Annotated in this window: 23 protein-coding genes; 13 read left to right on the forward strand and 10 right to left on the reverse strand. The window is 66.5% G+C overall.

Annotated elements, in window-relative coordinates:
* Positions 1–9 precede the first annotated feature (9 nt).
* The 3 genes from NJD74_RS13655 (at position 10) to NJD74_RS13665 (ending at position 3,295) form a co-directional block, all read left to right on the forward strand.
* A complete protein-coding gene (locus NJD74_RS13655; protein ID WP_102788665.1) occupies positions 10–645 on the forward strand; it encodes a TIGR00645 family protein in 636 nt (211 codons plus the stop codon).
* A gap of 186 nt (positions 646–831) precedes the next feature.
* Positions 832–1,833 carry an energy transducer TonB gene (locus NJD74_RS13660; RefSeq protein WP_019185449.1) on the forward strand — a complete coding sequence of 334 codons (1,002 nt, stop codon included), beginning with the start codon at positions 832–834 and terminating at the stop codon, positions 1,831–1,833.
* 229 nt (positions 1,834–2,062) lie between these two features.
* Complete coding sequence (locus NJD74_RS13665; protein ID WP_319624351.1) at positions 2,063–3,295, forward strand: MFS transporter; 1,233 nt, start codon at positions 2,063–2,065, stop codon at positions 3,293–3,295.
* Between the two features lie 155 nt (positions 3,296–3,450).
* On the opposite strand, the gene NJD74_RS13670 is transcribed toward NJD74_RS13665, so the two are convergent.
* From NJD74_RS13670 to NJD74_RS13685, 4 genes are all read right to left on the reverse strand, one after another.
* Entirely contained in the window at positions 3,451–3,840 is a 390-nt protein-coding gene (locus NJD74_RS13670) for a hypothetical protein (protein ID WP_319624352.1), read from the reverse strand.
* Positions 3,841–3,960: 120 nt separating this feature from the next.
* On the reverse strand, positions 3,961–5,145 hold the full coding sequence (locus tag NJD74_RS13675) for an ABC transporter permease (protein ID WP_319624353.1): 1,185 nt from the start codon (positions 5,143–5,145) through the stop codon (positions 3,961–3,963).
* Entirely contained in the window at positions 5,142–5,888 is a 747-nt protein-coding gene (locus NJD74_RS13680) for an ATP-binding cassette domain-containing protein (RefSeq protein WP_319624354.1), read from the reverse strand. The genes NJD74_RS13675 and NJD74_RS13680 overlap by 4 nt, the downstream gene beginning before the upstream one ends.
* A 34-nt stretch (positions 5,889–5,922) precedes the next feature.
* Positions 5,923–7,431, reverse strand: coding sequence for an alpha/beta hydrolase (locus tag NJD74_RS13685; RefSeq protein ID WP_319624355.1), 1,509 nt, complete (start codon positions 7,429–7,431; stop codon positions 5,923–5,925).
* 391 nt (positions 7,432–7,822) lie between these two features.
* Here NJD74_RS13685 and NJD74_RS13690 point away from each other — a divergent pair, with 391 nt between their 5' ends.
* Positions 7,823–8,134 carry a hypothetical protein gene (locus NJD74_RS13690; protein ID WP_319624356.1) on the forward strand — a complete coding sequence of 104 codons (312 nt, stop codon included), beginning with the start codon at positions 7,823–7,825 and terminating at the stop codon, positions 8,132–8,134.
* A gap of 67 nt (positions 8,135–8,201) precedes the next feature.
* On the opposite strand, the gene NJD74_RS13695 is transcribed toward NJD74_RS13690, so the two are convergent.
* Positions 8,202–9,371: a GGDEF domain-containing protein gene (locus NJD74_RS13695; RefSeq protein WP_319624357.1), complete on the reverse strand. Its 1,170-nt coding sequence runs from the start codon at positions 9,369–9,371 to the stop codon at positions 8,202–8,204.
* A 265-nt stretch (positions 9,372–9,636) separates the two neighbouring features.
* On the opposite strand from NJD74_RS13695, the gene NJD74_RS13700 reads away from it, so the two are divergent.
* The gene (locus NJD74_RS13700) at positions 9,637–10,803 is read left to right on the forward strand and encodes a lytic polysaccharide monooxygenase (protein ID WP_319624358.1); all 1,167 of its coding nucleotides are present in this window, start codon (positions 9,637–9,639) and stop codon (positions 10,801–10,803) included.
* An 85-nt stretch (positions 10,804–10,888) separates the two neighbouring features.
* Here the strand turns inward: NJD74_RS13700 and NJD74_RS13705 are convergent, their stop codons facing one another.
* Entirely contained in the window at positions 10,889–11,638 is a 750-nt protein-coding gene (locus tag NJD74_RS13705) for a ferredoxin--NADP reductase (protein WP_319624359.1), read from the reverse strand.
* 104 nt (positions 11,639–11,742) lie between these two features.
* Here NJD74_RS13705 and NJD74_RS13710 point away from each other — a divergent pair, with 104 nt between their 5' ends.
* The 5 genes from NJD74_RS13710 (at position 11,743) to NJD74_RS13730 (ending at position 16,396) form a co-directional block, all read left to right on the forward strand.
* Positions 11,743–12,702 carry an ABC transporter ATP-binding protein gene (locus NJD74_RS13710; protein WP_319624360.1) on the forward strand — a complete coding sequence of 320 codons (960 nt, stop codon included), beginning with the start codon at positions 11,743–11,745 and terminating at the stop codon, positions 12,700–12,702.
* On the forward strand, positions 12,699–13,499 hold the full coding sequence (locus NJD74_RS13715; protein WP_019185458.1) for an ABC transporter permease: 801 nt from the start codon (positions 12,699–12,701) through the stop codon (positions 13,497–13,499). The genes NJD74_RS13710 and NJD74_RS13715 overlap by 4 nt, the downstream gene beginning before the upstream one ends.
* 219 nt (positions 13,500–13,718) lie before the next feature.
* Positions 13,719–14,489, forward strand: coding sequence for a hypothetical protein (locus NJD74_RS13720; RefSeq protein ID WP_319624361.1), 771 nt, complete (start codon positions 13,719–13,721; stop codon positions 14,487–14,489).
* Between the two features lie 66 nt (positions 14,490–14,555).
* On the forward strand, positions 14,556–15,494 hold the full coding sequence (gene panE, locus NJD74_RS13725; RefSeq protein WP_019185460.1) for a 2-dehydropantoate 2-reductase: 939 nt from the start codon (positions 14,556–14,558) through the stop codon (positions 15,492–15,494).
* A gap of 5 nt (positions 15,495–15,499) precedes the next feature.
* Entirely contained in the window at positions 15,500–16,396 is an 897-nt protein-coding gene (locus tag NJD74_RS13730) for an epimerase (RefSeq protein ID WP_102788671.1), read from the forward strand.
* 80 nt (positions 16,397–16,476) lie between these two features.
* Here NJD74_RS13730 and NJD74_RS13735 read toward each other — a convergent pair whose 3' ends face one another.
* Positions 16,477–17,274 (reverse strand): TatD family hydrolase, encoded by a 798-nt coding sequence (locus tag NJD74_RS13735; RefSeq protein ID WP_070469963.1) that lies wholly within the window; start codon positions 17,272–17,274, stop codon positions 16,477–16,479.
* A 103-nt stretch (positions 17,275–17,377) separates the two neighbouring features.
* Here NJD74_RS13735 and hrpB point away from each other — a divergent pair, with 103 nt between their 5' ends.
* On the forward strand, positions 17,378–19,897 hold the full coding sequence (hrpB, locus tag NJD74_RS13740; protein WP_319624362.1) for an ATP-dependent helicase HrpB: 2,520 nt from the start codon (positions 17,378–17,380) through the stop codon (positions 19,895–19,897).
* 180 nt (positions 19,898–20,077) lie between these two features.
* Positions 20,078–20,467, forward strand: a complete 390-nt coding sequence (locus NJD74_RS13745; RefSeq protein ID WP_019185464.1) for a hypothetical protein — start codon at positions 20,078–20,080, stop codon at positions 20,465–20,467.
* Between the two features lie 56 nt (positions 20,468–20,523).
* On the opposite strand, the gene NJD74_RS13750 is transcribed toward NJD74_RS13745, so the two are convergent.
* From NJD74_RS13750 to NJD74_RS13760, 3 genes are all read right to left on the reverse strand, one after another.
* A complete protein-coding gene (locus NJD74_RS13750; protein ID WP_319624379.1) occupies positions 20,524–21,066 on the reverse strand; it encodes a pseudouridine synthase in 543 nt (180 codons plus the stop codon).
* Between the two features lie 70 nt (positions 21,067–21,136).
* The gene (locus NJD74_RS13755) at positions 21,137–21,397 is read right to left on the reverse strand and encodes a hypothetical protein (RefSeq protein WP_319624363.1); all 261 of its coding nucleotides are present in this window, start codon (positions 21,395–21,397) and stop codon (positions 21,137–21,139) included.
* Between the two features lie 56 nt (positions 21,398–21,453).
* The gene (locus tag NJD74_RS13760; protein ID WP_313209539.1) at positions 21,454–22,263 is read right to left on the reverse strand and encodes a methyltransferase; all 810 of its coding nucleotides are present in this window, start codon (positions 22,261–22,263) and stop codon (positions 21,454–21,456) included.
* 225 nt (positions 22,264–22,488) lie between these two features.
* On the opposite strand from NJD74_RS13760, the gene NJD74_RS13765 reads away from it, so the two are divergent.
* Positions 22,489–23,448, forward strand: a complete 960-nt coding sequence (locus tag NJD74_RS13765; protein WP_319624364.1) for an aldo/keto reductase — start codon at positions 22,489–22,491, stop codon at positions 23,446–23,448.
* Positions 23,449–23,530 lie beyond the last annotated feature (82 nt).

Below are 23,530 nucleotides of genomic sequence, written 5' to 3' on the forward strand. Positions count from 1 at the left end.
CATCCCAGCATGAGCTCGACCCAGACTCCCATCAGTCCCCTGTCCTCCCTGATCTTCGCCTCGCGCTGGCTGCAGCTGCCGCTGTACCTGGGCCTGATCCTGGCCCAATGCGTTTATGTGTTCCTGTTCGGCAAGGAGTTGTGGCACCTGCTGCACAAGGCCAACACCATGGGCGAGCAGGAGATCATGCTGCTGGTGCTGGGCCTGATCGACGTGGTGATGATCTCCAACCTGCTGGTGATGGTGATCGTGGGCGGCTATGAGACCTTCGTATCGCGCCTGCGCCTGGAAAACCACCCCGACCAGCCGGAATGGCTGAGCCACGTCAACGCGAGCGTGCTGAAGGTGAAGCTGGCGCTGTCGATCATCGGTATCTCCTCGATCCACCTGCTGAAGACGTTCATTGCGGCGGGCAATCTGGATGGGCTGCCGTCGTGCAACAGCGACGCTTACTTGCAAGCCGTTTCGGCCGCAGTTGCAGCCGCCGGCCCCACGGCCGCCGTAGCTTTCAAGTGCTCGGCCATGACCTCGACCGGGGTGATGTGGCAGACCATCATCCATGCCGCCTTCATCCTCTCGGCAATCGGCATCGCCTACACCGACAAGCTGATGAACGGCACGCCGAGCAAGACGCTGTCGCACTGACACTTGCCCGGCAGCGGCGGCATCGGTGAGGATGCCCCTGTCCTGACCGCCTGGCCCCCGGGCCGGGCGGGGTGATGCTAGATTGCACACCTGCGGGTCCGCCATGGACGTCGGGAAACGTCCATGGCCTTCGGTCGGCCTGACCGCATCAGGCCCTACGTATCGTCGTCTTCAAAGGGGAGTTGGATGTCGCACGTCAAGACTCATGGCCCGGCGCGCCTGTTCGCGCCGATGATCCTGCTGGTCGCCCTGTCCGCCTGCTCGGGCAAGGACGACACCGCACCGGCCGCGCCTGCGGCACCCGCCACCCCCACTGCTGCGCCGGCCGCACCGGCGGTCTCGGCCAAGGTCCAGTCGCTGGGTACCGAGGAACTGCGTGAGCTGGCCAGCAAGGCCCTGCGCGAAAACCGCATGTACGCCCCGGCCGGCGACAACGCCATCGAGTACTACCTGGCGCTGCGCGACAAGACCCCGGATGACGCCTCGGTCAAAAGCGCGCTGACCGATCTGCTGCCCTATACCCTGATCGCCGCCGAGCAGAACCTGGGCCGCGAGGATTTCGCCGAAACCCAGCGCCTGGTTGCGCTGATCGAAAAGGTTGACCCGGCCGCCCCCGCACTGCCGCGCCTGAAACAAGGCATCAGCGGCAGCATGCAGACTGCGCTCAAGCGCACCCAGGAAGAGACCGACAAGGTCAAGAAAGACGCCGAGACCCGCGCCAAGCAGCTGGTTGAACAGCAGCGCCTGGCACAGCAGCAGAGCACCGAAGCCGAGGCCGCGCGGCAGATCGCCGCGCAGCAGGAAGCCGCGCGCCGCGACACCGACCGCCAGGATGCCGAGCGTCAGGCCACCGCCCGCCGCGAGGCCGAACAGCGCCAGCAGCAGGCCGCCGCCCAGCAGGCCGCGGCCACCCGCCAGGCCGCCGCGGCGCCGAGCCTGCGCCCGGTCAGCACCCCGGCCCCGCGTTACCCGGCCGACGCGCTGCGTTCGGGCACCTCCGGCGAAGTGCTGGTCGAGCTCACCGTCGGCACCGACGGTTCGGTGACCGCCGCCCGCGTGCTGCGCGCCACCCCGGCGCGCGTGTTCGACCGCGAAGCGCTCAACGCCGTCAAGCGTTGGAAGTTCGAGCCGGTCGGCGCCCCGGTCACCACGCGCCGCACGCTTGCCTTCGCGCCGGAAGGCGGTTGATCGCAGCGTAAGGTGGGAGGACGAAAGGCCCGGAGTGATCCGGGCCTTTTGCTTTACACCGCGCGCAGTATTGCCTTCCGCTCATGGCTCACGACATGTTGTTCAGAGAGGCTGTCAGCAATGCCTCTTAACGGCGTGAACAATCTGTAGCAGCATGTCCTCGCATGGACATCGCTGTTCTTGAAAAAACCGGGGCCATACACGCCGCGGCAGCCCACAGGCCACCCACGTGAGTCACTTGGCCCGGCGCCTTGAGCTGCTGAAGATCCCTTCGGTGCGGCGCGTGGTGCTGAGCTGCCTGCTTGCCAACATCGGCGCAGGCATGATCCTGCTTGCCATGTCCTGGATGGTCGTGGGTCAACAGGCCTCGGTGTCCGCACTGGCATGGCTGATGACCTGCTACTGGATTCCCTCGCTCATCTTCGCACCGGCCATTGGTGCATGGGTGGATCGATACGATCGACGGTACGTGGTCATGATCACCAAGGCCGTGCGGATCGTGGTGCTGCTGGTGGCCGCAGTCATTTATGCACGCTACCCCGGTATACCCGCGCTGCTTGTGCTCGGTTTCTGCATGGGGACCTGCGCCGCGCTCTATACACCGGCGCTGCTGGCGATGGTGCGCGACCTCGTGCCTGCCAAGCATCTGTTGGACGCCAATGCAGCGGTGGATGTGGCCTTCGAAATCGGCTTCATCATCGGCATGCCGGTCAGCGGAGCGCTGCTGATGCTGGCGCCGCTTCCCGTGGTGCTGGTGGTGACTGCGGGCCTCTTTGGATTGGCGTTGATGTGCCTGATCGGCGTCAGGCTGGGCGATGACGCCGGGATCAGCCCGACCCGTGACGTGACGCGGCACGCCGCATTTGTGCAGGGGCTGCGCTATCTCCTCAGCCATCGTCGCCTGCTGCTCATGTACAGCGTGCAGGCGCTGATGTACGTCACGTTGATGACGACGAGTATTCTGCTGGCCCCGTTCGCCAAGGTGGTCCTGAATCTCAGCGCCGGCGAGTTTGGTGCCATCGAAGCGGCACTGTCCCTGGGCGTTGTGGTGGGCGCGTTGATTCTTCCGGCCTCGGCGCAACGTTGGGGCTACGGTACGGCACTGGTCATGGCCACGTTGGCGATGACCATCTGTTTTGCGCTGTTCGCGATGGCGGAGTCCTTCGTCAGTGCCCTGCTCCTGTACTTCCTCATCGGGGGTGGACTGGCCACCTGGCCGGTGGTGACAACGGCTGCCCAGGAGCTGACCGACCCCGCCATGCAGGGGCGTGTTCAAGCAGCCGGAAATGCCGCCTCCAGCGTGTTGATCCTGGCGACCTATCTTCTGCTGGGTGCGGCAGCGCCGTACATCTCCATCCGCTGGAGCTACGTCTCGGTCATGGCGTTCTCCGCCACGGCCTGCCTGATTACCTGTTGGATCTATTTTGTCTCGCCGGATCGAGCGGAACGTCCTGACCCCTGAGCGGAGCCCCGCGCTCCTCTTCGTGCAGGGAAGCGGTTCATCGCGGCATGACGTTACGCTGGATGGCGAAAGGCCCGGAGAAGTCCGGGCCTTGTCCTTGATGAACTGTCTCCCACTTACTGGTGCCAAGGGTGATGCCAATCGGTGGTGAAGCTCTACTCGACCCGTCTCTCCCGGAGCATTGTCTTGATCTCCTTGAGTGTCGCCTGTTGTCGAGCCTCAAACTCGTTGGGCGTGACCATGTACTTCAATGATGAAAGGGTAGCTACCACCCCTCCAACGGAGAGAACAAGATTTCCCAGCTCGGGCTTTCCGGTAAAGCGAAGGTACATTGCGACGGCAATGATGATCACTACAAAACCGAGCCACGCGAATGAAATGCGCTTCCACTTCGATCTTGTCTCCTCCGCGAGAAGTTCTTTGCGATGCACCTTCTCGGCGATGAGACCGTCGTCGTCAAGGTCGCATATTCGCGTGACGCGATTCGAAGTTACGTTCAGATCACCTTGAACCCGGATATCTCTTCCGGCCTTTATGTCTCGCATTTTTTGAACTCACTGGATCTCCAGCTCAGTCTCATTAATTCTGGCAACGCATGTCAACGCGATCCTGTCGCCTTCAACCTCATCAGGCAGAACGCCTTTAGGCGTCCTGCCCGCCTGCCGTCAGCCCGAAATCGCCAACCGTTCCTGATGGTAGCGGCGCACCGCGGCATACCAGAACAGCGCCGCCAGACCGAAGCCCGCGCCCAGATACACCGCCCACATCTGCGGGCTGATCGTTTCGTGGCGGATGATCTTCAGCAGCATCTGGTTCTGCGCCAGGAACGGCACCGCAAACTGCCACAGCTCACTCTTGATCGGGTACACCATCAGCGCGTAACCCGGCAGCATCGGCAGCAGCATCAGCCAGGTCATGTGGCTCTGGGCTTCTTTCATGCTCTTGGCCGCCGCCGACAGGAAGGTCAGCAGCGAGGTACCGATGAACAGCATCGGCAGCATGATCAGCAGCATCTGCAGCATCGGCAGGAAGCCCATGTTGAGCTGCCGGCCTACCCCGCCGGAGGATAGCTGCGCGCTGATCTTGAAGGCCGCCAGGGTCAGCAGCAGCGATGCGACACCCACGGCGCAGGCCGCAGCGATCTTGCCGCTGACGATCGCGCTGCGCGGTGCGGGGGTGGCGAGCAGCGGCTCCAGCGATTGCCGCTCACGTTCGCCGGCCGTGGTATCCATCACCAGGTAGGCACCGCCCAGGAACGAGGTGATGGTGAGCAGAATCGGCAACAGCACCGAGAGCATCATCCCGCGCTTGGCTTCGGCGGTCGCGAGGTCCTGTGCGGCGACGTCCAGCGGGCGCGCCACCTGTGCATCGATCCCGCGCGCCAGCAGGCGCAGGGCACCGACCTGCTGGCTGTAGCCACCCAATGCCGCTTCCAGACGGCTGCTGGGAATATCGGCAGCGCGGCGGGTGCTGTCCTTGATGATCTCCACCAGCGCCGGGCGGCCGTCGGCCCAGTCCTTGCCGAAGTCCGGGCTGATGCGCAGCGCCACATCAATGCGCTGGCTTCGGATCGCTTCGGTGAGGTCCTTCGGTGCCTCGGTCGCATTGAGACCCTGCGATGCCAGGAAACGCACCAGATTGGGGGCATGCTCGCCGCCGATCATCGGTATTTCCAGCGGCTGCTCGATCTGCGTCTTGACCCGGCTTTCGGCCAGCTTGCTCATGCCGAGAATCAGCACGGGATACAGCAGCGGTCCCAGCAGCAGGGTCAGCGCGAGGGTGCGGCGGTCGCGGGAGAGATCGCGCAGTTCCTTGCGCATCACGGTCAACAGCGTGGCGAACGAACTCATGCGTGCAATCCTTCTTCGGTACCGATCGCCTTGACGAAGGCATCTTCCAGGTTGCTTTCCCCGGTCTGTGCGCGCAGCTCATGGGCGCTGCCGGCGGCCATCACCGTGCCCTGCGCGATGATCACCACGTGGTCGCACAGTGCGGCCACCTCCTGCATGATGTGGCTGGAGAAGATCACGCAGCGCCCCTCGTCGCGCAGCCCGCGCAGGAAGCCGCGCAGCGCGCGCGTGGTCATCACGTCCAGCCCGTTGGTGGGCTCATCCAGGATCACGTTGCGCGGGTCGTGCACCAGGGCGCGGGCGATCGCGGTCTTGGTGCGCTGGCCCTGCGAGAAGCCTTCGGTCTGGCGGTCGAGGATGTCCTCCATCTCCAGCGCCGTGGACAACACCTTGGTGCGCTCGCGGATCCGCGCGGCACTCAGGCCGTGCAGCTGGCCGAAGTAGGCGATGTTCTCGCGCGCGGTCAGGCGCTTGTAGACACCACGGGCATCGGGGAGCACCGCCAACTGGCGGCGCACGGCGATCGGGTCTACCGCCGCGTCGATGCCATCCACCAGCACGCGGCCCTGGTCGGGCTTCATCAGCGTGTACAGCATGCGCATGGTGGTGGTCTTGCCGGCACCGTTCGGCCCGAGCAGGCCGGTGATGCGGCCGTCTTCGGCCTGGAAGCCGACGTTCTGGACGGCGTGGATCAGGCCGGTCTTGGTCTTGAACGCTTTATGCAGGTTCTCGGCGACGATCATGCGCGCACCTCCCCGGTGCGGTGGGAGGAACGGTTCATGGGGCCCATCCGTTGAACGAGGTGAACGCCGGCACCGGGCTGAGGGTGTCCAGGCAGGTGGCATCGAGCGACTTGGCATCGGCGGTGTCGATGAACTGACCGAGGATGCGCGGCATGCAGCCGGCGTTGATCGTGCCGTGGCCCTGACCCTTGGCCAGGAGGTGTCGCCCGTTCGGCAGCTGCTTGACGACCTGCTCGGCATAGCGCGGCGGCGTGACCGGATCGAACTGGCCCGACAGCAGCAGCACCGGCAGCGACGAAGCGAACGGCGTGGTGAAATCCTTCGGCCGCGAACCGGCGTTCCACGCCGGGCACGCCGCGAAGAACATGCGCGCCACTTCCGGGCCCAGCACGCGGTCACCCTGCGCACTTTCCTGATAGCGGTCGGCATCCTCGGCGCACTGCACCGACCATTGCATGCCACGGTTCATCTGTACGCCGAGGGTGCGGCTGGCCATCTTGCTCAGCGACATCAGCGGCGCGTAGCGTCCTTGTGCAGCTTCATCCAGCATCACCGGCAGCAGCGAGGACAGCTCGGGCATGTACGAGAACATGAAAGCCAGGGCGGTAACCGAATCGGCGGTCAGCACGCCATGCTCTGCCTGACCGGTGCCCGGGTTGCGGTAGTCGACCTCCACCGGCGCCTTGGCCAGGGTCGCCATGACGTTGCGCAGCTGGGTGCGGGTATCCACCGGGAAGCGTTTGGCGCAGACCGGATCCTGGCGGCACTGCGCCGACTGCAGGGTGATTGCATCTTCAAACGTGTTGGCGAAATCACCGCCGACCACCAGATCGTTGGGCACCACGCCATCGATCACGACCGTGCGGGTGTGCTGTGGATAGCGCGCGGCATACTGCTGCGCCACGCGGGTGCCGTAGGAACCACCAACCAGGTTGACCTTGTCCACGCCCAGTGCCTTGCGCACCGTATCCAGATCAGCGATGGCTTCGGTGGTGGTGTAGAAGGGGGTGTCGGCACGGCCGGTCAGCGACTGCGCGCACTGGCGGGCATAGTCTTCGATCAGTGTGGTGCTGGGTGCCGCGTTCTCGTCCAGCGGCAGTTCCTTGCCCTGTGCATCCAGGCAGGTAAGCGGATTGGACTTGCCGGTACCGCGCTGGTCGATCAGGAAGATATCGCGCTGCTTGCGCACGTCGCGAAGTGCCATGTTGACCGGTCCGGCAACCTCGGTTGCGGCCTGGCCCGGGCCACCGGCGAGGAAGAAGACGGGGTCGCCTTTGCCCGCGCCATCATTGCCGGCGCCCAGCCAGGCGATGTTCAAACCGATCTTGCGACCGTCCGGTGCCGCCGGGTTCTCCGGCACCTGCAGCGTGGCGCACTGGGCTTCGACATTCGCGCTGGCCTGTGCGCTGGTGAGGGTGCAGGGCTGGAAGGCCAGCGTCCCGTACAGGCGCTCTGCCGCTTTGGGCGTCGCCTCCGGGGCAGCCTGGCAGGCCGACAGCAGCAGAACCGCTGCGGTGGCCAGGGGACGGCAGGGAAGTCGCATGGTCGATCTCGTCCTGGAGTGAAGGGTCTCAGCATGCCATGACGACTGCCCGGTGCGGATGTGACCAGCGACGGGTTCGCAGTGCCCCTCTCAGGATCCGGCTCCGGCACTTGGGCTGCGCAAAGTGTCGTGTTTGCCACCGCTTCGGTGCTGGCGGCCATCGCACAACCGGCAACGGGCAGTCGATCTGTCACATGAAACTGTGACCGTGCCGAAGGCGCCGCGATTCCACGGATCACAGTTCGCCGCATCCGCGTCATTCTGGGCTGGCGTTGGCTTGTTGTGCAGGCAAGCCGCTTCGGATAGTCCGCCCTGCAGGCGCGGTCAGCTGCGTGCACTGCGCACGCCGGCAGGAGCGCGCTGCAGACCGTCTCCAAACAGGACATCGATGATGAAAAAGATGATGCTTGCTCTGCCCTTGGTGCTGGCCACGCTCTTTGCCAGCCCGATCACCTCGGCCGCGCCACAGGAATCCGCGCGCGCCACCGCCCAGGAATGCCGGGCCTACTGGAACATCTCACCGGCCACCTCCAGCCAGCGCTGTGCGGCCCAGTCGATCATTCCGGTGGGAGCGGACGGTTGCAGCGTCACCGCCAACTGCCCCTTCAACGGCCAATGGATCACCAGCGGCGTCACCGTAAGCGACAAGTGGGAACTGGGCCGTCTGAAGAACTGCTCGGGTCGGCTCGGCACCAACTGCTGAGTCCTCTGCGCTCCACCGGGGACCTACCTGTCACCCACGCCCGCGCCGCGATATCAGTGGCGCGGGCTCAGGTGATCGGCACCGCCGCTGCGCTGATGGTGCGATCGCGGCCCTCGGCCTTGGCGCGGTACAGCGCGGTATCGGCATCACCCAGCAGACGCGCCATATCCTCGCGGCCGGCATCAATGACCAAGCCGATGCTGGCGGTCACCGCTACCTGGATGCCGTCCACGCGGGCCGGTGATCCGCGCAGCGCACCCCGGATGCGGTCTGCGCACTGCAGCGCCTGCGCGGCGTCCGTGTCCGGCAACAACAGAACGAACTCCTCGCCGCCGTAGCGGCCGAGCAGATGCTCACGGTCGACCACGCAGCCGGCCAGCACATCAGCAACGTGCCGCAGCACCGCATCGCCCGCAAGGTGTCCCCAGCGATCATTGATCTGCTTGAAGTGGTCCACGTCCAACAGCAGAAGGGCCAGCGGCCGCGGCGTGCGGCGCACCGCCTGCAAGAGGTTCGCCCCATCGGCGAGCACGGCACCGCGGTTAAGCAGGCCGGTCAATACGTCGGTGCGCGCCAGCCGCTGCAGATCGACCAGCATCCGTTCCACCAGCAGCAGCACCAAGGCGAAACACCGGGCAAGCTCCAGGATCAGGCCGGCCAGATACGTGGCGAATACCGGCGAACCGGCACGCATGATGTCCTCGCCCGCATCCGGCGCCACCGGCAGAAACAGCCGGACCAGATACAGCAGCGTCTGCGCGCCGAACACGGCCGCCGCCAACCGGCAACTGGTGCGCTGGGCAGGCGGCGCATGGCGCAGGAGCATCCACGTCATCCAACCGTTGAGCAGCACCGCGAACACGCTGAAGACATCCAGCCGGATGACCAGGCTGGGGTGGACCAGTAGAAAAAATGCGATCGCGCCCAGATAGATGATCGACAGCGCCACCGGCTTCCAGGCCGGCAGGCGATGGCCCAGATGGCGGGCGACGCCATACAGCATCAACACGCCGGACAACGCCACCGCGGCATTGCTGGCCAGGATGCTGGAGATCGGCGGCAGGTGGGGCCGCAGCGCGATCAGGGTGAGGCTGACCGACAACAGCCATAGGCTGGCCGTCCACAGGCGCAGCGCTGGCTGCCGCCGCAGCACCAGCAACAGCAGTGAAAAGCCCATGGCGATGCCCAGGCACAGCAGGAAGCCGAGCACGGCGATGGTGGGGAAATCCAGGGGCATCGGTCTATCGACTGGAGTGGCGCGGCGCATCTTACCGCCCGTCGCGCCGTGGCGCTGCCCGGCCCGACACTGGCGGGTGCACACGTGCGACGGTCTGCCGGACGCAGCGCGCAGACGCCCGCTAATTTTCAGATTCGTTGCATTCCGGTCTGCCCCTCGCGTCCGGAGACTGACCCGGCTGCTTCCGCCCCCTGCCTGGAAACCGTGGTCACGCGTCCGCACTGCCGCGGGCCGGAGTACGCCTGCCCTTTTTCATGGAATCCACATGTCCCACCACCCTCGTCATCCCCACATGCTGCTGGCGCTGTCGCTCGCCCTGGGCGGCCTGACCGTCTCCGGCGCCGCCTTGGCACACGGCACCATGGTCACCCCGCAGAGCCGCGTCTATACCTGCTTCCAGGGCAATCCCGAGAACCCGACCAACCCGGCCTGCGCCGCCGCCAAGGCGGTTGCCGGCCCGCAGGCGTTCTACGACTGGATGGGCATCAACCAGGCCGCCGCCAACGGCAACCACCAGGCCGTGGTGCCCGATGGCAAGCTGTGCAGCGGCAACAACCCGACCTTCCGCGGCCTGGACCTTGCCCGCGACGACTGGCAGGCCACCCCGATCCACGGCGATGCCAACGGCCGCTACACCTTCGAGTTCAAGGCGCCGGCCCCGCACGCCACCCGCGAATGGAAGTTCTACGTCACCCGCGAGGGCTGGCAGCCGGGTACCGCACTGCGCTGGGGCGACCTGGAAGCGTTCTGCACCCTGGGCAACACGCCGCTGTCGGCCGATGGCACCTACAAGCTGGACTGCCCGCTGCCCAAGCGCACCGGCCCGCACATCATCTACAACACCTGGCAGCGGTCGGATTCGCAGGAAGCCTTCTACACCTGCATGGACGTGAAGTTCGAGGGCGGCGGCGGCATCCCGCCGGTCTGGCTGGATGCCGGCGCGCTGACCGCCCGTGGTGACCTGCCGGTCGGCAGTGAGCTGGAACTGCGTGTGTTCAAGGCCAACGGCAGCGATGCCGAGCGGGTCAAGACCACCCTGGCCGCCGGCCAGACCGCCGCGGCGCAGTGGCCGCTGCAGCTGGCCCGCCGGGTCAACGCCAGCGCCAGCCAGGCCCGGATCGGTGTGATGCGCAACGGGGTGATCACCCCGGTCGCCTCGGCCACCGCCAACCGCGTGTACCTGCAGCGCGGGCTGAGCCACCAGCTCGATGTGCGGCTGCCGGACGTCGATCCGCCGCCGGTCGGTGATTACGACCACGTCTACCCGGCCGGCATCGGCAGCTACATCCCGGGCCAGACCGTGGTGAAGGGCACGGACGGCAAGCTCTATGCCTGCCGTCCGTTCCCGGAAGGCGCCTGGTGCAACATCAATGCGGACGCCTACCGCCCGGGCACCGGCTCGGCCTGGCGCGATGCCTGGATTTCCTACTGAGCCAGGACGGCAACGGGGTGAGGGCACTGCCCTCACCCTGGGCTGCGTTGGGCCCCCGCGCCATGCGATGCGGCGGCCAGCGCGGTCATTTGCTGCTGACGTACTTCTCGCGCCGCACCTGCGGCGTGGGGAGCCCGGCGTCTTTCAGCGCCTCGAAGGTGGCATCGACCATGTCCGGGTTGCCACACAGGTAGGCGATGTCGGTGGCCGCGCTCGGGGCGAACTCGGCCAGGTGCTGCTGCACGTAGCCGTGACGCACATCCGGATGCGGGTTCTCCGGCAGCTCGCGGGACAGGCACGGCACGTAGCGGAAACCCGGATGGGCGGCCGCGAAAGCATAGAAGTCCTCGCTGTAGAGCAGTTCCGCCGGCGTGCGGGCGCCCTGCAGCAGGACCACCTCCACCCCGCGCTCGGCCATCGCGGTCGCCAGCAGCGGCAGCATCGACCTGTATGGGGTGACCCCGGTGCCGGTGGCGATCAGCAGGTAACGCGCATTGTGGTCGCCCGGCTGCAGGCAGAACCGTCCGAACGGGCCGCTGGCACTAACGTGGCCGCCGATGTCCAGGCCCTCGAACAGGGCCGTGGCTGCACCGCCGGGGACGAAACTGACCGCGATATCGACCGCATCGCCTGCGCCGAGGGCGTGATCATGAATGGTCGCCAGTGAATAGCTGCGCTTGGTAGCGGTGCCGTCGGCGTACTCGAAATGGACCTGGATGAACTGGCCGGGCTGGAAATCCAGCGGCTGGCCGTCATCACGCAGGAACTGGTAATGGCCGATGGTGGGCGCCAGCATGCGCCGGTCGACCAATTTGAGGGGGAATTGAGCAGGCACGACTTTTCGGGACAGTGTGTAGCCGGGGCAAGCCCTCGGGGTCTTCTATAATAGCCGCTCCCCGCCCCTATCCAGCGCCAGCCCATAGGCGCGAAGGCAAGAGCTTGGCTTCCCAGAACACTCCCGCGCCCACCGCCGTGCCCGCCCTGCGGGTGCGTGACCTCCGCAAAACCTATGACAACGGCACCCAGGCGCTGAAGGGCGTCTCGCTGGACGTGGCCCCGGGCGACTTCTTCGCCCTGCTGGGCCCCAACGGCGCCGGCAAGTCGACCCTGATCGGCATCATCAGCTCGCTGGTGAACCTCAGCGAAGGCCAGGTCGAGGTCTTCGGCAGCGACCTGGTGCGCCACCGCAGCGCCACCATGCGCCTGATCGGCCTGGTCCCCCAGGAAATCAACTTCAACCTGTTCGAAAAGCCCTTCGACATCCTGGTCAACTACGCCGGCTTCTATGGCGTGGCGTGTGCCGAGGCCGAGAAGATGGCCGAAGAAGAACTCAAGCGCGCCCACCTGTGGGACAAGGCGCAGGTGATGAGCCGCACCCTGTCCGGCGGCATGAAGCGCCGCCTGATGATCGCCCGCGCGATGATGACCCGCCCGCGCCTGCTGATCCTGGATGAACCGACCGCCGGGGTGGACATCGAAATCCGCCGCGACATGTGGCGCGTGCTCAAGGAGATCAACGCCGCCGGCACCACGATCATCCTCACCACGCATTACCTGGAAGAAGCCGAGCACCTGTGCCGGAACCTGGCCATCATCAACCACGGCCAGATCGTCACCCAGGGCCCGATGCGCGAACTGCTGGCCAAGCTGGACGTGGAGGGCTTCCTGTTCGACATCGACGGCAGCCTGCCGGCCCAGCTGCCGGAGATCGAAGGCGCGATCCTGATCGCCACCGACAGCCACACGCTGGACGTGGACATGCCGCGCGCGATGGACCTCAACCGTGTGTTCGACGCCTTGAACGCCGCTGGCATCCGCGTGCGTTCGATGCGCACCAAGAGCAACCGCCTGGAGGAGCTGTTCGTGCGCCTCACCGGCAACCAGGAGAATGTGGCATGAGCAGCACCCCGACGCCGGTCCTGACCGACGGCCAGCGCAACCGCATCGCACTGATGACCATCGTGCGCCGCGAAGTGGCGCGCATCCTGCGCATCTGGGGCCAGACCCTGGTGCCGCCGGCGATCACCATGACCCTGTACTTCCTGATCTTCGGCGGCCTGATCGGCTCGCGCGTGGGCGAGATGGGCGGCTACAGCTACATGCAGTTCATCGTGCCGGGCCTGGTGATGATGAGCGTGATCCAGAACAGCTACGGCAACATCAGCTCGTCGTTCTTCGGCGCCAAGTTCGGCCGCCACGTGGAAGAGCTGCTGGTCAGCCCGATGCCCAACTGGGTGATCCTGTGGGGCTATGTGTCCGGCGCGGTGCTGCGCGGCCTGATGGTCGGCGTGATCGTGTTGATCATCGCCATGTTCTTCACCCCGGTGCGCATCCCGCACCCGCTGGTGACGCTGACCACGGTGCTGCTGGGCGCGACGATCTTCTCGCTGGCCGGCTTCATCAACGCGGTGTACGCCAAGAAGTTCGATGACGTGGCGATCGTGCCGACCTTCATCCTGACCCCGCTGACCTACCTGGGCGGCGTGTTCTATTCGGTGAAGCTGCTGCCGACCTGGGCCGAAGCGGCCACGCATGCCAATCCGATCTTCTACATGGTCAACGCGTTCCGCTACGGCCTGCTGGGCACCAGCGATGTGCCGCTGTGGGTGGCCTACGCGCTGATGATCGGCTTCGTGGTGGCGCTGACGGCGCTGGCGCTGTGGCTGCTGAAGCGGGGCGTGGGGATGCGCAGCTGATGCTGCGCGCGTAGTATCTGTGATGGATCGGGGATTCCCGGTCGGCACTGGGCCTCGGCGGATTCGCCGGGGCCTTTTGCTTTGTGAGGGCGATTACATTCGACGCCGGACGGTACCTGGTGCATCGTAACAACACCCTCCCACCCAAGAATTGGGCCGACCGCCTGAACCTTGCGAGAGACCTTCGCAGAATCAATGTGTTTTTCGGCCACACCGACTATGAAGATTGTTCAGATTCCTCTGGATCAAGCTGTGTCCGACGGACCAATTGACGCATTCAGCCATATGGTTTTAAGCCCATTTCCACGCATGCAGGAAATTCTCGGCTGCCTGGATGAGCAGCGTGCGGCCTTTCCATCGGATCGATTTCTTTGCACGCTCGACGACCTGAACCAATGTTGCTACACAAGCATGCACGCCTCGTCGGACGACGAGCGCATCGCCCTGGATGCCGATGTTGGCGAGGATATGTCATCACCCGCAGAGGCCTTGGCTGCACGATGCACTGTGCTGACGCATGTGATTGAACGGCTTGAGTCCTCTGAGCATCGCGTCGAGTGGTCGGCACTGACCGTATCCCTACGCTGCTCGGATCAGGACATTTGGGCGCTGAGCGAAGTCAATGACGATCCCGATTCGATTCTTGACGAAGTGGTGTGCATTCAGCGCGTGCCTGTCATGAGAGAGGATCTGCTGATTGCCGCACTACCCAACGGCTACTTTGAGGCAGATTGGAACATCTTCCAGAACCATGCGCTGACCAGGCATCTCCGCGACAGATACAGCTATCGGCTGATTGGGATTGGCGCGTCCTGGTTGGGGTTCCAGCGGGACGACCTGCTGGCGAGCGACGATATCCTTGAGCTGATCAGCGACCTGCAGGCGGTCTATGGTTCACAGGGGTCAACAGAGGCATGGTCCGCGCTAAGCGACGTTCTACGGCTTCGCACCACACTGTTGCTTGGGTACACGGAAGATTTCAGGGTTTAGCATTCGATCGGTGCAGTGAATTCGGCACAATTGGTTATTGAGCCATCCATCAGCAGTGAGATTGTCATGCGCATCCTGATCCTCGGCGCCGGCGGGACCGGCGGGTACTTCGGTGGTCGCCTGGCCCAGGCCGGCGTGGACGTCACCTTCCTCGTCCGCCCGGCGCGTGCGGCCCAGCTGGCGGGCGAAGGGCTGGTGATCCGCAGCCCGCTGGGCGATGCGACCTTCCCGGTCAAGCACGTCACCGCCGAGGCGCTGCCTGCGCTGGCGAGCGCTGAGCCCTTCGACCTGGTGATCCTGAGCTGCAAGGCCTACGACCTGGCCAGCTCGATCGAGGCGATCGCCCCGGCGATGGGCCCGCGTACCACGGTGCTGCCGATCCTCAACGGGCTGCGGCATTACGCCGATCTCGACGCACGCTTCGGCCGCGACGCCGTGCTGGGCGGACTGTGCTTCATCAGCGCGACCAAGGCCAGCGACGGCGCGGTGGTGCATCTGGCGCCGGCGGCCAAGCTGACCTTCGGCGAGCGCGACGGCACCGGCAGCAGCGCGCGCGTGCTGGCGCTGGCGGCGGCCTGCGTGCAGGCGGGCGTGGACCACGTCGCCACCGATGCGATCGGGCAGGAGCAGTGGATCAAGTACACCTTCCTGACCACGCTGGCGGCGGCGACCTGCCTGATGCGCGCCGATGTCGGCACGATCGTGGCCACCGATGACGGTGCGGCGATCGTGCGGGGCCTGTACGAGGAATGCCTGGCGGTGGCCGAGGCGGCCGGCGAGCCGATCCCGGCCAAGGCGCGGGAGATCGCACTGGCCGCGACCACCCAGTCCGGCTCGGCGTTGAAGGCGTCGATGCTGCGCGATCTGGAGGCCGGCCAACAGGTCGAGGCCGAGCATATCGTCGGCGACATGCTGGTACGGGCACGGGCGGCCGGCCAGGCCGCACCGCTGCTGGCCGTGGCCTATGCGCACCTGCAGGCCTACCAGCAGCAGCGCAGCGCCTGAGCGCCATGCCTGCCGCGCTGCCGTCCCACGTGCTGGTGCTGGGCCTGGGCTATGGCGGGCGGCATCTGGCCGCGCTGCTGCACTCGAACGGGGTGGCCTGCAGCGGCACCGTACGCGATCCCGCCAGTGCGCCGGCGGATGGGCTGCTCCGCCACCGTCTGGTTGCAGGCGAACCGATCAGCGCGGGCCTGCGCGAGGCGATCCGCACGGCCGAGGCCATCGTCTGCTCCGTGCCACCGGATGCAGACGGCGACCCGGCCTTGCGCCTGCTCATCGATGCGCTGGGCGACAGCCCTGCGCTGCGCTGGGTCGGCTATCTCTCCTCCACCGCGGTCTACGCCGACCGCGATGGCGGTTGGGTCAACGAAACGTCTGCCGCCGATGCGACCGATGAGACCGCCCTGAAGCGCCTGCGCGCGGAACAGCAGTGGCAGGCATTCGCGCAGGCGCGTGGCATTGCCTCGGCAGTGTTCCGGCTGCCGGGCCTGTATGGGCGCGGGCGCAATGCGCTGGTGCAGTTGGCGCAGGGCAAGGCGAGGCAGGTGGTGCGGCCGGGGCTGGTATTCAACCGGCTGCACGTGGCGGACCTGGCCAGCGGCGTGCAGGCTGCGATGCAGCGGCCTGCACGCGATGCGCTGCATCTGCTGAGCGATGACGAACCGGCGCCGCCACAGGACGTGGTGGCCTACGCCGCGGCGCTGAGTGGAATGCCGCTGCCCGTCGTGCAGGCGTGGGACGCACCCGAGGTGGCCGCCTCACTGCGCCGCTTCTACGCCAGCAACAAGCGCATCGACGGCCGCGCCACGCGCGCGGCATTGCAGTGGCAGCCACGCTTCACCACGTACCGCGAAGGACTGGACGATGCGTGGGCGCACGGCGACGGACGCCCTGCCCTGCGCTAGCCCACGACCGTCGGTCGTGGGTGCGGCGTACCCATGCGGGGTCCGACACGCGTACCGACCAACGGTCGGTACCTACCTTCTCAAGCCGCGTCAGGGAGCCGGAAGAACGTGCGCGTAGCCGCCGTCGCGTGGGCGGCCGTGATCTCCACGTCCTCCCCGCGGTCGCGCGCCAGCTCCTCGATGATGTGCGACAGGTACATCGGCTCGTTGCGACGGTCTTTCGGCAGGGGCTTGAGCGTGCGCGGCAGCAGGTAGGGCGCGTCGGTCTCGATCATCAGGCGGTCGGCCGGGATGTGCTTGACCAGCTCGCGCAGGTGGGCGCCACGGCGTTCATCGCACAACCAGCCGGTGATGCCGATGTACCAGTCCTGGTCCAGGTAATCGAACAGTTCCTGGCGCTCGCCGGTGAAGCAGTGCACCACTGCCGGGCCGAGCTTGCCCTCGAAATTCTTCATCTGCGCCATGAAATCGGCATGCGCGTCGCGCTGGTGCAGGAACAGCGGCTTGCCGTTTTCGGCGGCGAGCTGCAGCTGGCGCTCGAAGGCGCGGTGCTGCGCCGGGCGCGGCGAGAAATCGCGGAAGTAATCCAGCCCGCACTCACCTACCGCCACCACCTCGGCATGCGCGTGCAGCGCGCGCATTTCCGCGTCGCACTCGTCGGTGTATTCCACCGCATGGTGCGGATGCACGCCAGCGGTCGCATACAGGAACCCCGGGTGCTGGCGGGCCAGCGCCAGCGCCATCGGCGAATGCTCGCGGCTGGCCCCGGTGATCACCATCTGCACCACCCCGGCCTCGCGCGCACGCGCCAGCACGGCGTCGCGGTCGCGATCGAAAGAGTCATGGGTGAGGTTGGCGCCGATATCGATCAGTTGCATGTGGGGCTACAGGACGGGTGAACCCGGGCATTCTACCGTGCTCCCCGCGATGCCCCGGCGCGCGCGTCTCGCCGCCCCCGCCTGGGCCCCGTATCCTTGCCGCATGACCACCCCGATGTTCCCGATTTCCACACTGCTACCGCAGATCCTGACCACGCTGGAGCACGGCACCCGGCTGGTGCTGGAAGCACCGCCCGGCGCCGGCAAGACCACCCAGGTGCCGCTGGCGCTGCTGGATGCACCGTGGCTGGAAGGCCGGAAGATCATCATGCTGGAGCCGCGTCGCGTGGCCGCGCGCAGCGCCGCGCAGTTCATGGCGCGGCAACGCGGCGAAGACGTCGGGGACACCGTCGGCTATCGCATCCGTTTCGAAAACAGGATCTCCGCGCGGACCCGGATCGAGGTGGTGACCGAAGGCATCCTGACCCGGATGCTGCAGGACGACCCGCTGCTGGAGGGCGTGGGGGCGCTGCTGTTCGATGAATTCCACGAGCGGCATCTGGCCGCCGATCTCGGCCTGGCACTGGCACTGGATGTGCAGTCGCAGCTGCGCGAGGACCTGCGCATCGTGGTGATGTCGGCCACGCTGGATGGCGAGCGGCTGGCGCAGTTCCTCGATGCGCCGCGCCTGAGCAGCGAAGGCCGCAGCTTCCCGGTGACGGTCGCGCATTTTCCCGCACGTCGCGACGAGGCGCTGGAGCCGCAGGCACGGCGCGCGGTGGAGCAGGCCCTGGCCGAGCATCCGGGTGATGTGCTGGTGTTCCTGCCCGGGCAGCGCGAAATCGCACGCGTGCAGACAGCGCTGCAATCCGTGCTGGATCCGGCCGTGCTGGATCCGGCCGTGCAGGTGCTGCCGCTGCACGGCGAGCTGCCGGTGGACCAGCAATCGCAGGTCCTGCAGCCTGACCCGGGCGGTCGCCGCCGGGTCGTACTGGCGACCAACGTGGCCGAATCCTCGGTGACCCTGCCCGGCGTGCGCGTGGTGATTGATGCCGGTCTCGCACGCGAGCCGCGCTACGACCCCAACAGCGGCTTTGCGCGCCTGGATGTGGTGAACATCGCGCAGGCCTCGGCGGACCAGCGTGCCGGCCGCGCAGGCCGTGTGGCCGAGGGCTGGGCGTGGCGGTTGTGGCCGCAGTCGCAGCGGTTGGAGGCACAGCGCCGGCCCGAGATCGCGCAGGTGGAACTGGCCTCGCTGGCACTGGAACTGGCCGCCTGGGGCAGCGACGACCTGCGCTTCGTGGATACACCGCCGGCCGGTGCCCTGGCCGCCGCCCGTGAACTGCTGCAGCGCCTGGGCGCGCTCAGCGACAGTGGCACGCTGACCCCGCTGGGCCGGCGCATGCTGACCCTCGGTACGCATCCACGGCTGGCGGCGATGCTGATGGCGGCAGGTGCCGGTGTGGAACAGGCCCTGGCCTGCGATCTGGCCGCGCTGGTGGAAGCGCGCGATCCGCTGCGGCAAGGGGGTGATGCACTCGCCGCGCGGTGGCGTGCGCTGGCGGCGTTCCGCCAGGGGCGCGTGCCACCCGATGCCAACCGCGGCGGGCTGGCGACCATCGATGCCGCCAGCAAACAATGGCGGCGACGCCTGCGCTGTGATGCCGCGCCTCCTTCCTCAGTCGAAGCGCATCAACTCGGTGACCTGCTCGCCCATGCATTTCCGGACCGGATCGCTGCCCGCCATCCGACCGATCCGCTACGCTATCTGCTGGCCAATGGCCGCAGCGCGCGCCTGTTCGATCCCAGCGATCTGCGTGGCGAACCGTGGCTGGTCGCGGTGGAGCTGCGTTACGAGGCAGGCGACGCGTTGCTGCTGCGCGCCGCGCCGGTGGACGAGAACCGCCTGCGCCGTGATTTTCCCGATCGCTTCAAACAGGAAGACGTGGTGCGCTGGGATGGTGAAAAGCGTGCCTTGGTCGCGCGACGGGAAACCCGCTTCGACCGCATCGTGCTGGACAGCCGCTCGGCCGGCCGCGTGGATCCTGCACACGCCGCGCAGGCACTGACTGAAGCGGTTGCCGAACTTGGGCTGGATGCGTTGCCGTGGACCGAGGGGCTGCGCCAGTGGCAGGCACGTGTACTGGCGGTGCGGGCATGGATGCCGGAGCTGGAACTGCCGGATGTCTCCGACGCAGCGCTGTTGGCGACGCTGCCGACCTGGCTGACCCCCGCATTCAACGGCAGGACCCGCCTGGACGCGCTCGACGAATCCACCTTGGGTGAAGCGCTGAAATCACCGCTGCCGTGGGCGCAACGCCAGCTGATCGATCGCCATGCCCCGGTGCGCATCACCGTGCCTTCCGGGATGGAGCGCCCGATCCATTATGCGCTCGATGCCGATGGCGTCACGCCGCAGGCACCGGTGCTGGCGGTCAAGCTGCAGGAACTGTTCGGCCTGAGCGACACCCCGCGCATCGCAGATGGCCGCATCCCGCTGACGCTGCATCTGCTTTCCCCAGGCGGCCGGCCGCTGCAGGTCACCCAGGACCTGCGCAATTTCTGGGCGAACACCTATGCCGAAGTGAAGAAGGAAATGAAGGGCCGCTATCCCAAGCATCCGTGGCCGGATGATCCGTGGACGGCCACGGCCACACACCGAGCCAAGCCACGCGGGACGTGAGCGCGCCTCCGCCGCCATCGCGTTGCCCCCATTCATGGCTGCTACCTGACCGGCACCACACGCCCCGCTGACCGGGCTGCACCGAGACGCTACAGTCATGACCTGGCCGTCTCCGGCGGATAACACCGCGTACACGGCCATCGCGCGACACTGGATCAGAACCGAGGCAAAGGACCCCCCATGAGCAGATTGACCGTGATTACCGACCGCGCCCTCGAGCGCGCCCTGGACATCGCCAGCACCGCTGGTGACGGCCTCAAGCATGCCGGCAGCAACCTGCGCCACTTCGGCCCGCAGGCCACCGACTGGATCAAGACCGGCGCGGCGCTGGGCGCAGTCAAGACCGGCAGCAAGGTCGCCGCCAAGGTGGTGCGCCGCAATCCGGCCGTGACCATCGCCGCCGCCGCTGTCGGCGTCGGCCTGCTGGGCTACGCGCTGTACCGCAAGCAGCAGAAGAAGAAGCTCGCCAACGGCGGCGTGGTGAACGGCCAGGCGCAGCGCATCAGCGCCCGCAACCGCCGCAACGACACCGTGGTGGATGAAACCAGCGATATCGGCAGCGACGCCTGATCGGCTGACGCTTCACCGGATCCGCACGGAAACCGCCGGCCTCAGCCGGCGGTTTTTTATTGTCCGATCTCCCGCCATTGCCCAGGTTGCAGATCGCCGATCGCATGCGCGCCCATGGAAACCCGGACCAAGCGCAGCGTCGGCAGGCCGACCGCTGCGGTCATCCGCCGAACCTGCCGGTTACGGCCCTCGCGCAGCGTGATCGCCAGCCACGCGTCGGGCACCGTCTTGCGGAAGCGGACCGACGGCATGCGTGGCCACAGTACAGGTGCGGGCTCCAAGCGCTCGACACCGGCCGGCAATGTGGGGCCATCGTTGAGCAGCACGCCTCGGCGCAACGCCTGGACCTGCTCGTCGGTCACCGTGCCTTCCACCTGCACCCAGTAGGTCTTGTCGGCCTTGTGCCGCGGATCGGTCAACTGGTGGGCCAGGCCGCCATCGTCGGTGAGCAGCAGCAGGCCTTCGCTGTCGTAATCCAACCGCCCGGCGGCATACACCGCCGGTGGCAGACCGAAACCGGCCAGCGTCGCGCGCGGCGGCTGGCTGCGGTCGGTGAACTGGCACAGCACATTGAACGGTTTGTTGAAGGCGATCAGCATCGGGGCGACAGCGGCGGTGGGGTGGTCCATTGTCCCATCCCCACGCCGACGCCGCGATCCGCGGCGAACGTTATCCGATGATCTTCATTTTGAGCAGGAAGTAGACCAGCACCAGCACCACGCCGCAGACAGTGGCGATGCGGGCTTGCCGTGCCCGGGACCCGGTGGCGGGCGCATTGAACGCGCGACGCCCGTCCAGGGCTGCACCGGCGAGCAGGAGCCCGAAACCGGCGGCCCCCATCAGGTCGTAGCCGTTGCGGCCGTAGAACACGAAATCAACGATCTTGATCAGCGTGAACACCGCCAACGCGATCAACAGCAGCTTCTTCAAAAGTGCTTTCCTCTACCTTCCCTGGAACGCGCGGGCCATAGCCCGCGCGCGGTGTGTTACTTGCCGGGCTTCACGAAGCGCAGCGTCATGCGGTCGCTTTCGCCGATCGCCTGGTACTTGGCTTCATCTGCCGCGTCATGCTGGTTGGTCGGCGGCAGCGTCCACACGCCGTTCGGATAATCCTTGGTGTCGCGCGGGTTGGTGTTGATCTCGCTGCTGCCGGCCAGTTCGAAACCGGCGGCCTTGGCCATCGCGATCACCTGCTGCTGGCCGACATAACCGGTCTTGTCGTCGGCTGGCACATCGGCCTTGGCGCGGTGCTCCACCACGCCGAGCACGCCGCCCGGCTTGAGCACCGAGAAGAAGCCCTTGAACATGCCTTCAGCCTGGCCGCTGCTGCGCCAGTTGTGCACGTTGCGGAAGGTCAGCACCACGTCCGCCGAGTTGGCCGGGCCGAACACCGGAGCCTTCGGGTCGTAAGCCACCACACGGCTTTTGCCGAACACGGCAGCGTTGCCGGCAAATTTCTTGTCCAGCCCATCGCGGCTGCGCTGCTGGTAGTCGCGGCCACGTCCCTCCGCCACGGCCATCGGGTCGACCACGGCGGCCACGTACTGGCCCTTGTCGTGCAGCAGCGGCGCCAGGATTTCCGAATACCAGCCGCTGCCCGGAGTGACTTCGATGACGGTCTGGCCCGGCGCGACACCGAAGAACGACAGCGTCTGCGCCGGATGGCGGTAGGCATCGCGTTTGACGTTGGCCGGATCGCGGCGATTGTCCTGCACGGCCTTCTGCACGGCCGGGGTGATCGCGACCTGCGCGTTCGGGCCGGCGGGCTTGATCGCCATCGCGGGCGCGGCAAGCATCAGGGTGGAGACAGTGAACAGGCAGGCACAGGTCAACGAACGGGCTTTCATCGGCGGGGCTTCCAGTAACGGGATGCGGCGAGACTAGCAGCCAAGCGTGCACAGGTGTTCACAAAGCGTTAGTGCGACGCAGCAATCCAGAACACTGTTTTGTGCCTGCTGCCGCAACGCTGTCACCCCCCCGGCCGTATCCTGTGGAAACGATTCCCAGGGAGAACATCACCCATGACTGCTACGCGCGAACTCGGTCGTTCCGGCCTCCATGTCGCCCCCATCGCCTTCGGCGGCAATGTCTTCGGCTGGAGTGCGGACGAGAAGACCTCCTTCGCCCTGCTCGATGCCTTCGTCGAGGCCGGCTTCAACCTGGTCGATACTGCCGATGTCTATTCGGCATGGGTGCCCGGTAACCAGGGGGGCGAGTCGGAAACCATTCTGGGCCGCTGGTTCAAGCACAGCGGCAAGCGTGACAAGGTGGTGCTGGCGACCAAGGTGGCCAAGTGGTCCGAACACCCGGGCCTGTCGGCCGACAACATCACCGCCGCCGTGGAGGATTCGCTGCGCCGCCTGCAGACCGACGTGATCGATCTGTACCAGGCGCACGAAGATGATGAATCCACCCCGCTGGAATCCACGCTGGCCGCCTTCGGTCGCCTGATCGAACAGGGCAAGGTGCGCGCGATCGGTGCCTCCAACTACAGCGCCGAGCGCCTGCGCGATGCCTTGAGGGTCTCGGCCGACTACAAACTGCCGCGCTATGAAACGCTGCAGCCGGAGTACAACCTGTACGACCGCGCCGGTTACGAAGCCGGGCTGGAAGCGGTAGTGCGCGAAGCGCAGCTCGGCGTGATCAGCTACTACTCGCTGGCCAGCGGCTTCCTCAGCGGCAAGTACCGCAGTGCCGCCGATGCGGGCAAGAGCAGCGCGCGCGGCCAGAGCGTGGTGGACAAGTACGTCAATCCGCGTGGCCTGCGCATCCTGGGCGCACTGGACGACATCGCCAGCACGCATGGCGTGAGCCCGTCGCAGATCGCGATCGCGTGGTTGATCGCCCGTCCAGGCATCACCGCGCCGATCGTCAGCGCCACCAGTGTCGAGCAGTTGCACGATGTGCTGGCCGCCGCGAAGGTCGCGCTGTCGGCGCAGGATGTGCAGCAGCTGGATGCGGCGAGCGGCGAACAGGCCTGAGCCCACCGCCATGTATGACGGACAGCCGCCGCAGGGCGGCTGTTTCCGTGTGGGGTGGGCGCTCGGTTTCCGGCCCGGCCGA

Source organism: Stenotrophomonas sp. RG-453, assembly GCF_033843685.1.
GTDB classification, from domain to species: domain Bacteria; phylum Pseudomonadota; class Gammaproteobacteria; order Xanthomonadales; family Xanthomonadaceae; genus Stenotrophomonas; species Stenotrophomonas bentonitica_A.

Excerpts from the sequence above, each read along its gene's own strand:
- NJD74_RS13655 (WP_102788665.1), top strand. The coding sequence starts at position 10 with ATGAGCTCGACCCAGACTCCCATCAGTCCCCTGTCCTCCCTGATCTTC.
- NJD74_RS13660 (WP_019185449.1), top strand. The coding sequence starts at position 832 with ATGTCGCACGTCAAGACTCATGGCCCGGCGCGCCTGTTCGCGCCGATG.
- NJD74_RS13670 (WP_319624352.1), bottom strand. The coding sequence starts at position 3,840 with ATGCGAGACATAAAGGCCGGAAGAGATATCCGGGTTCAAGGTGATCTG.
- NJD74_RS13675 (WP_319624353.1), bottom strand. The coding sequence starts at position 5,145 with ATGAGTTCGTTCGCCACGCTGTTGACCGTGATGCGCAAGGAACTGCGC.
- NJD74_RS13680 (WP_319624354.1), bottom strand. The coding sequence starts at position 5,888 with ATGATCGTCGCCGAGAACCTGCATAAAGCGTTCAAGACCAAGACCGGC.
- NJD74_RS13685 (WP_319624355.1), bottom strand. The coding sequence starts at position 7,431 with ATGCGACTTCCCTGCCGTCCCCTGGCCACCGCAGCGGTTCTGCTGCTG.
- NJD74_RS13690 (WP_319624356.1), top strand. The coding sequence starts at position 7,823 with ATGAAAAAGATGATGCTTGCTCTGCCCTTGGTGCTGGCCACGCTCTTT.
- NJD74_RS13695 (WP_319624357.1), bottom strand. The coding sequence starts at position 9,371 with ATGCCCCTGGATTTCCCCACCATCGCCGTGCTCGGCTTCCTGCTGTGC.
- NJD74_RS13700 (WP_319624358.1), top strand. The coding sequence starts at position 9,637 with ATGTCCCACCACCCTCGTCATCCCCACATGCTGCTGGCGCTGTCGCTC.
- NJD74_RS13715 (WP_019185458.1), top strand. The coding sequence starts at position 12,699 with ATGAGCAGCACCCCGACGCCGGTCCTGACCGACGGCCAGCGCAACCGC.
- NJD74_RS13720 (WP_319624361.1), top strand. The coding sequence starts at position 13,719 with ATGAAGATTGTTCAGATTCCTCTGGATCAAGCTGTGTCCGACGGACCA.
- panE (WP_019185460.1), top strand. The coding sequence starts at position 14,556 with ATGCGCATCCTGATCCTCGGCGCCGGCGGGACCGGCGGGTACTTCGGT.
- NJD74_RS13730 (WP_102788671.1), top strand. The coding sequence starts at position 15,500 with ATGCCTGCCGCGCTGCCGTCCCACGTGCTGGTGCTGGGCCTGGGCTAT.
- NJD74_RS13735 (WP_070469963.1), bottom strand. The coding sequence starts at position 17,274 with ATGCAACTGATCGATATCGGCGCCAACCTCACCCATGACTCTTTCGAT.
- hrpB (WP_319624362.1), top strand. The coding sequence starts at position 17,378 with ATGACCACCCCGATGTTCCCGATTTCCACACTGCTACCGCAGATCCTG.
- NJD74_RS13745 (WP_019185464.1), top strand. The coding sequence starts at position 20,078 with ATGAGCAGATTGACCGTGATTACCGACCGCGCCCTCGAGCGCGCCCTG.
- NJD74_RS13750 (WP_319624379.1), bottom strand. The coding sequence starts at position 21,066 with ATGCTGATCGCCTTCAACAAACCGTTCAATGTGCTGTGCCAGTTCACC.
- NJD74_RS13760 (WP_313209539.1), bottom strand. The coding sequence starts at position 22,263 with ATGCTTGCCGCGCCCGCGATGGCGATCAAGCCCGCCGGCCCGAACGCG.
- NJD74_RS13765 (WP_319624364.1), top strand. The coding sequence starts at position 22,489 with ATGACTGCTACGCGCGAACTCGGTCGTTCCGGCCTCCATGTCGCCCCC.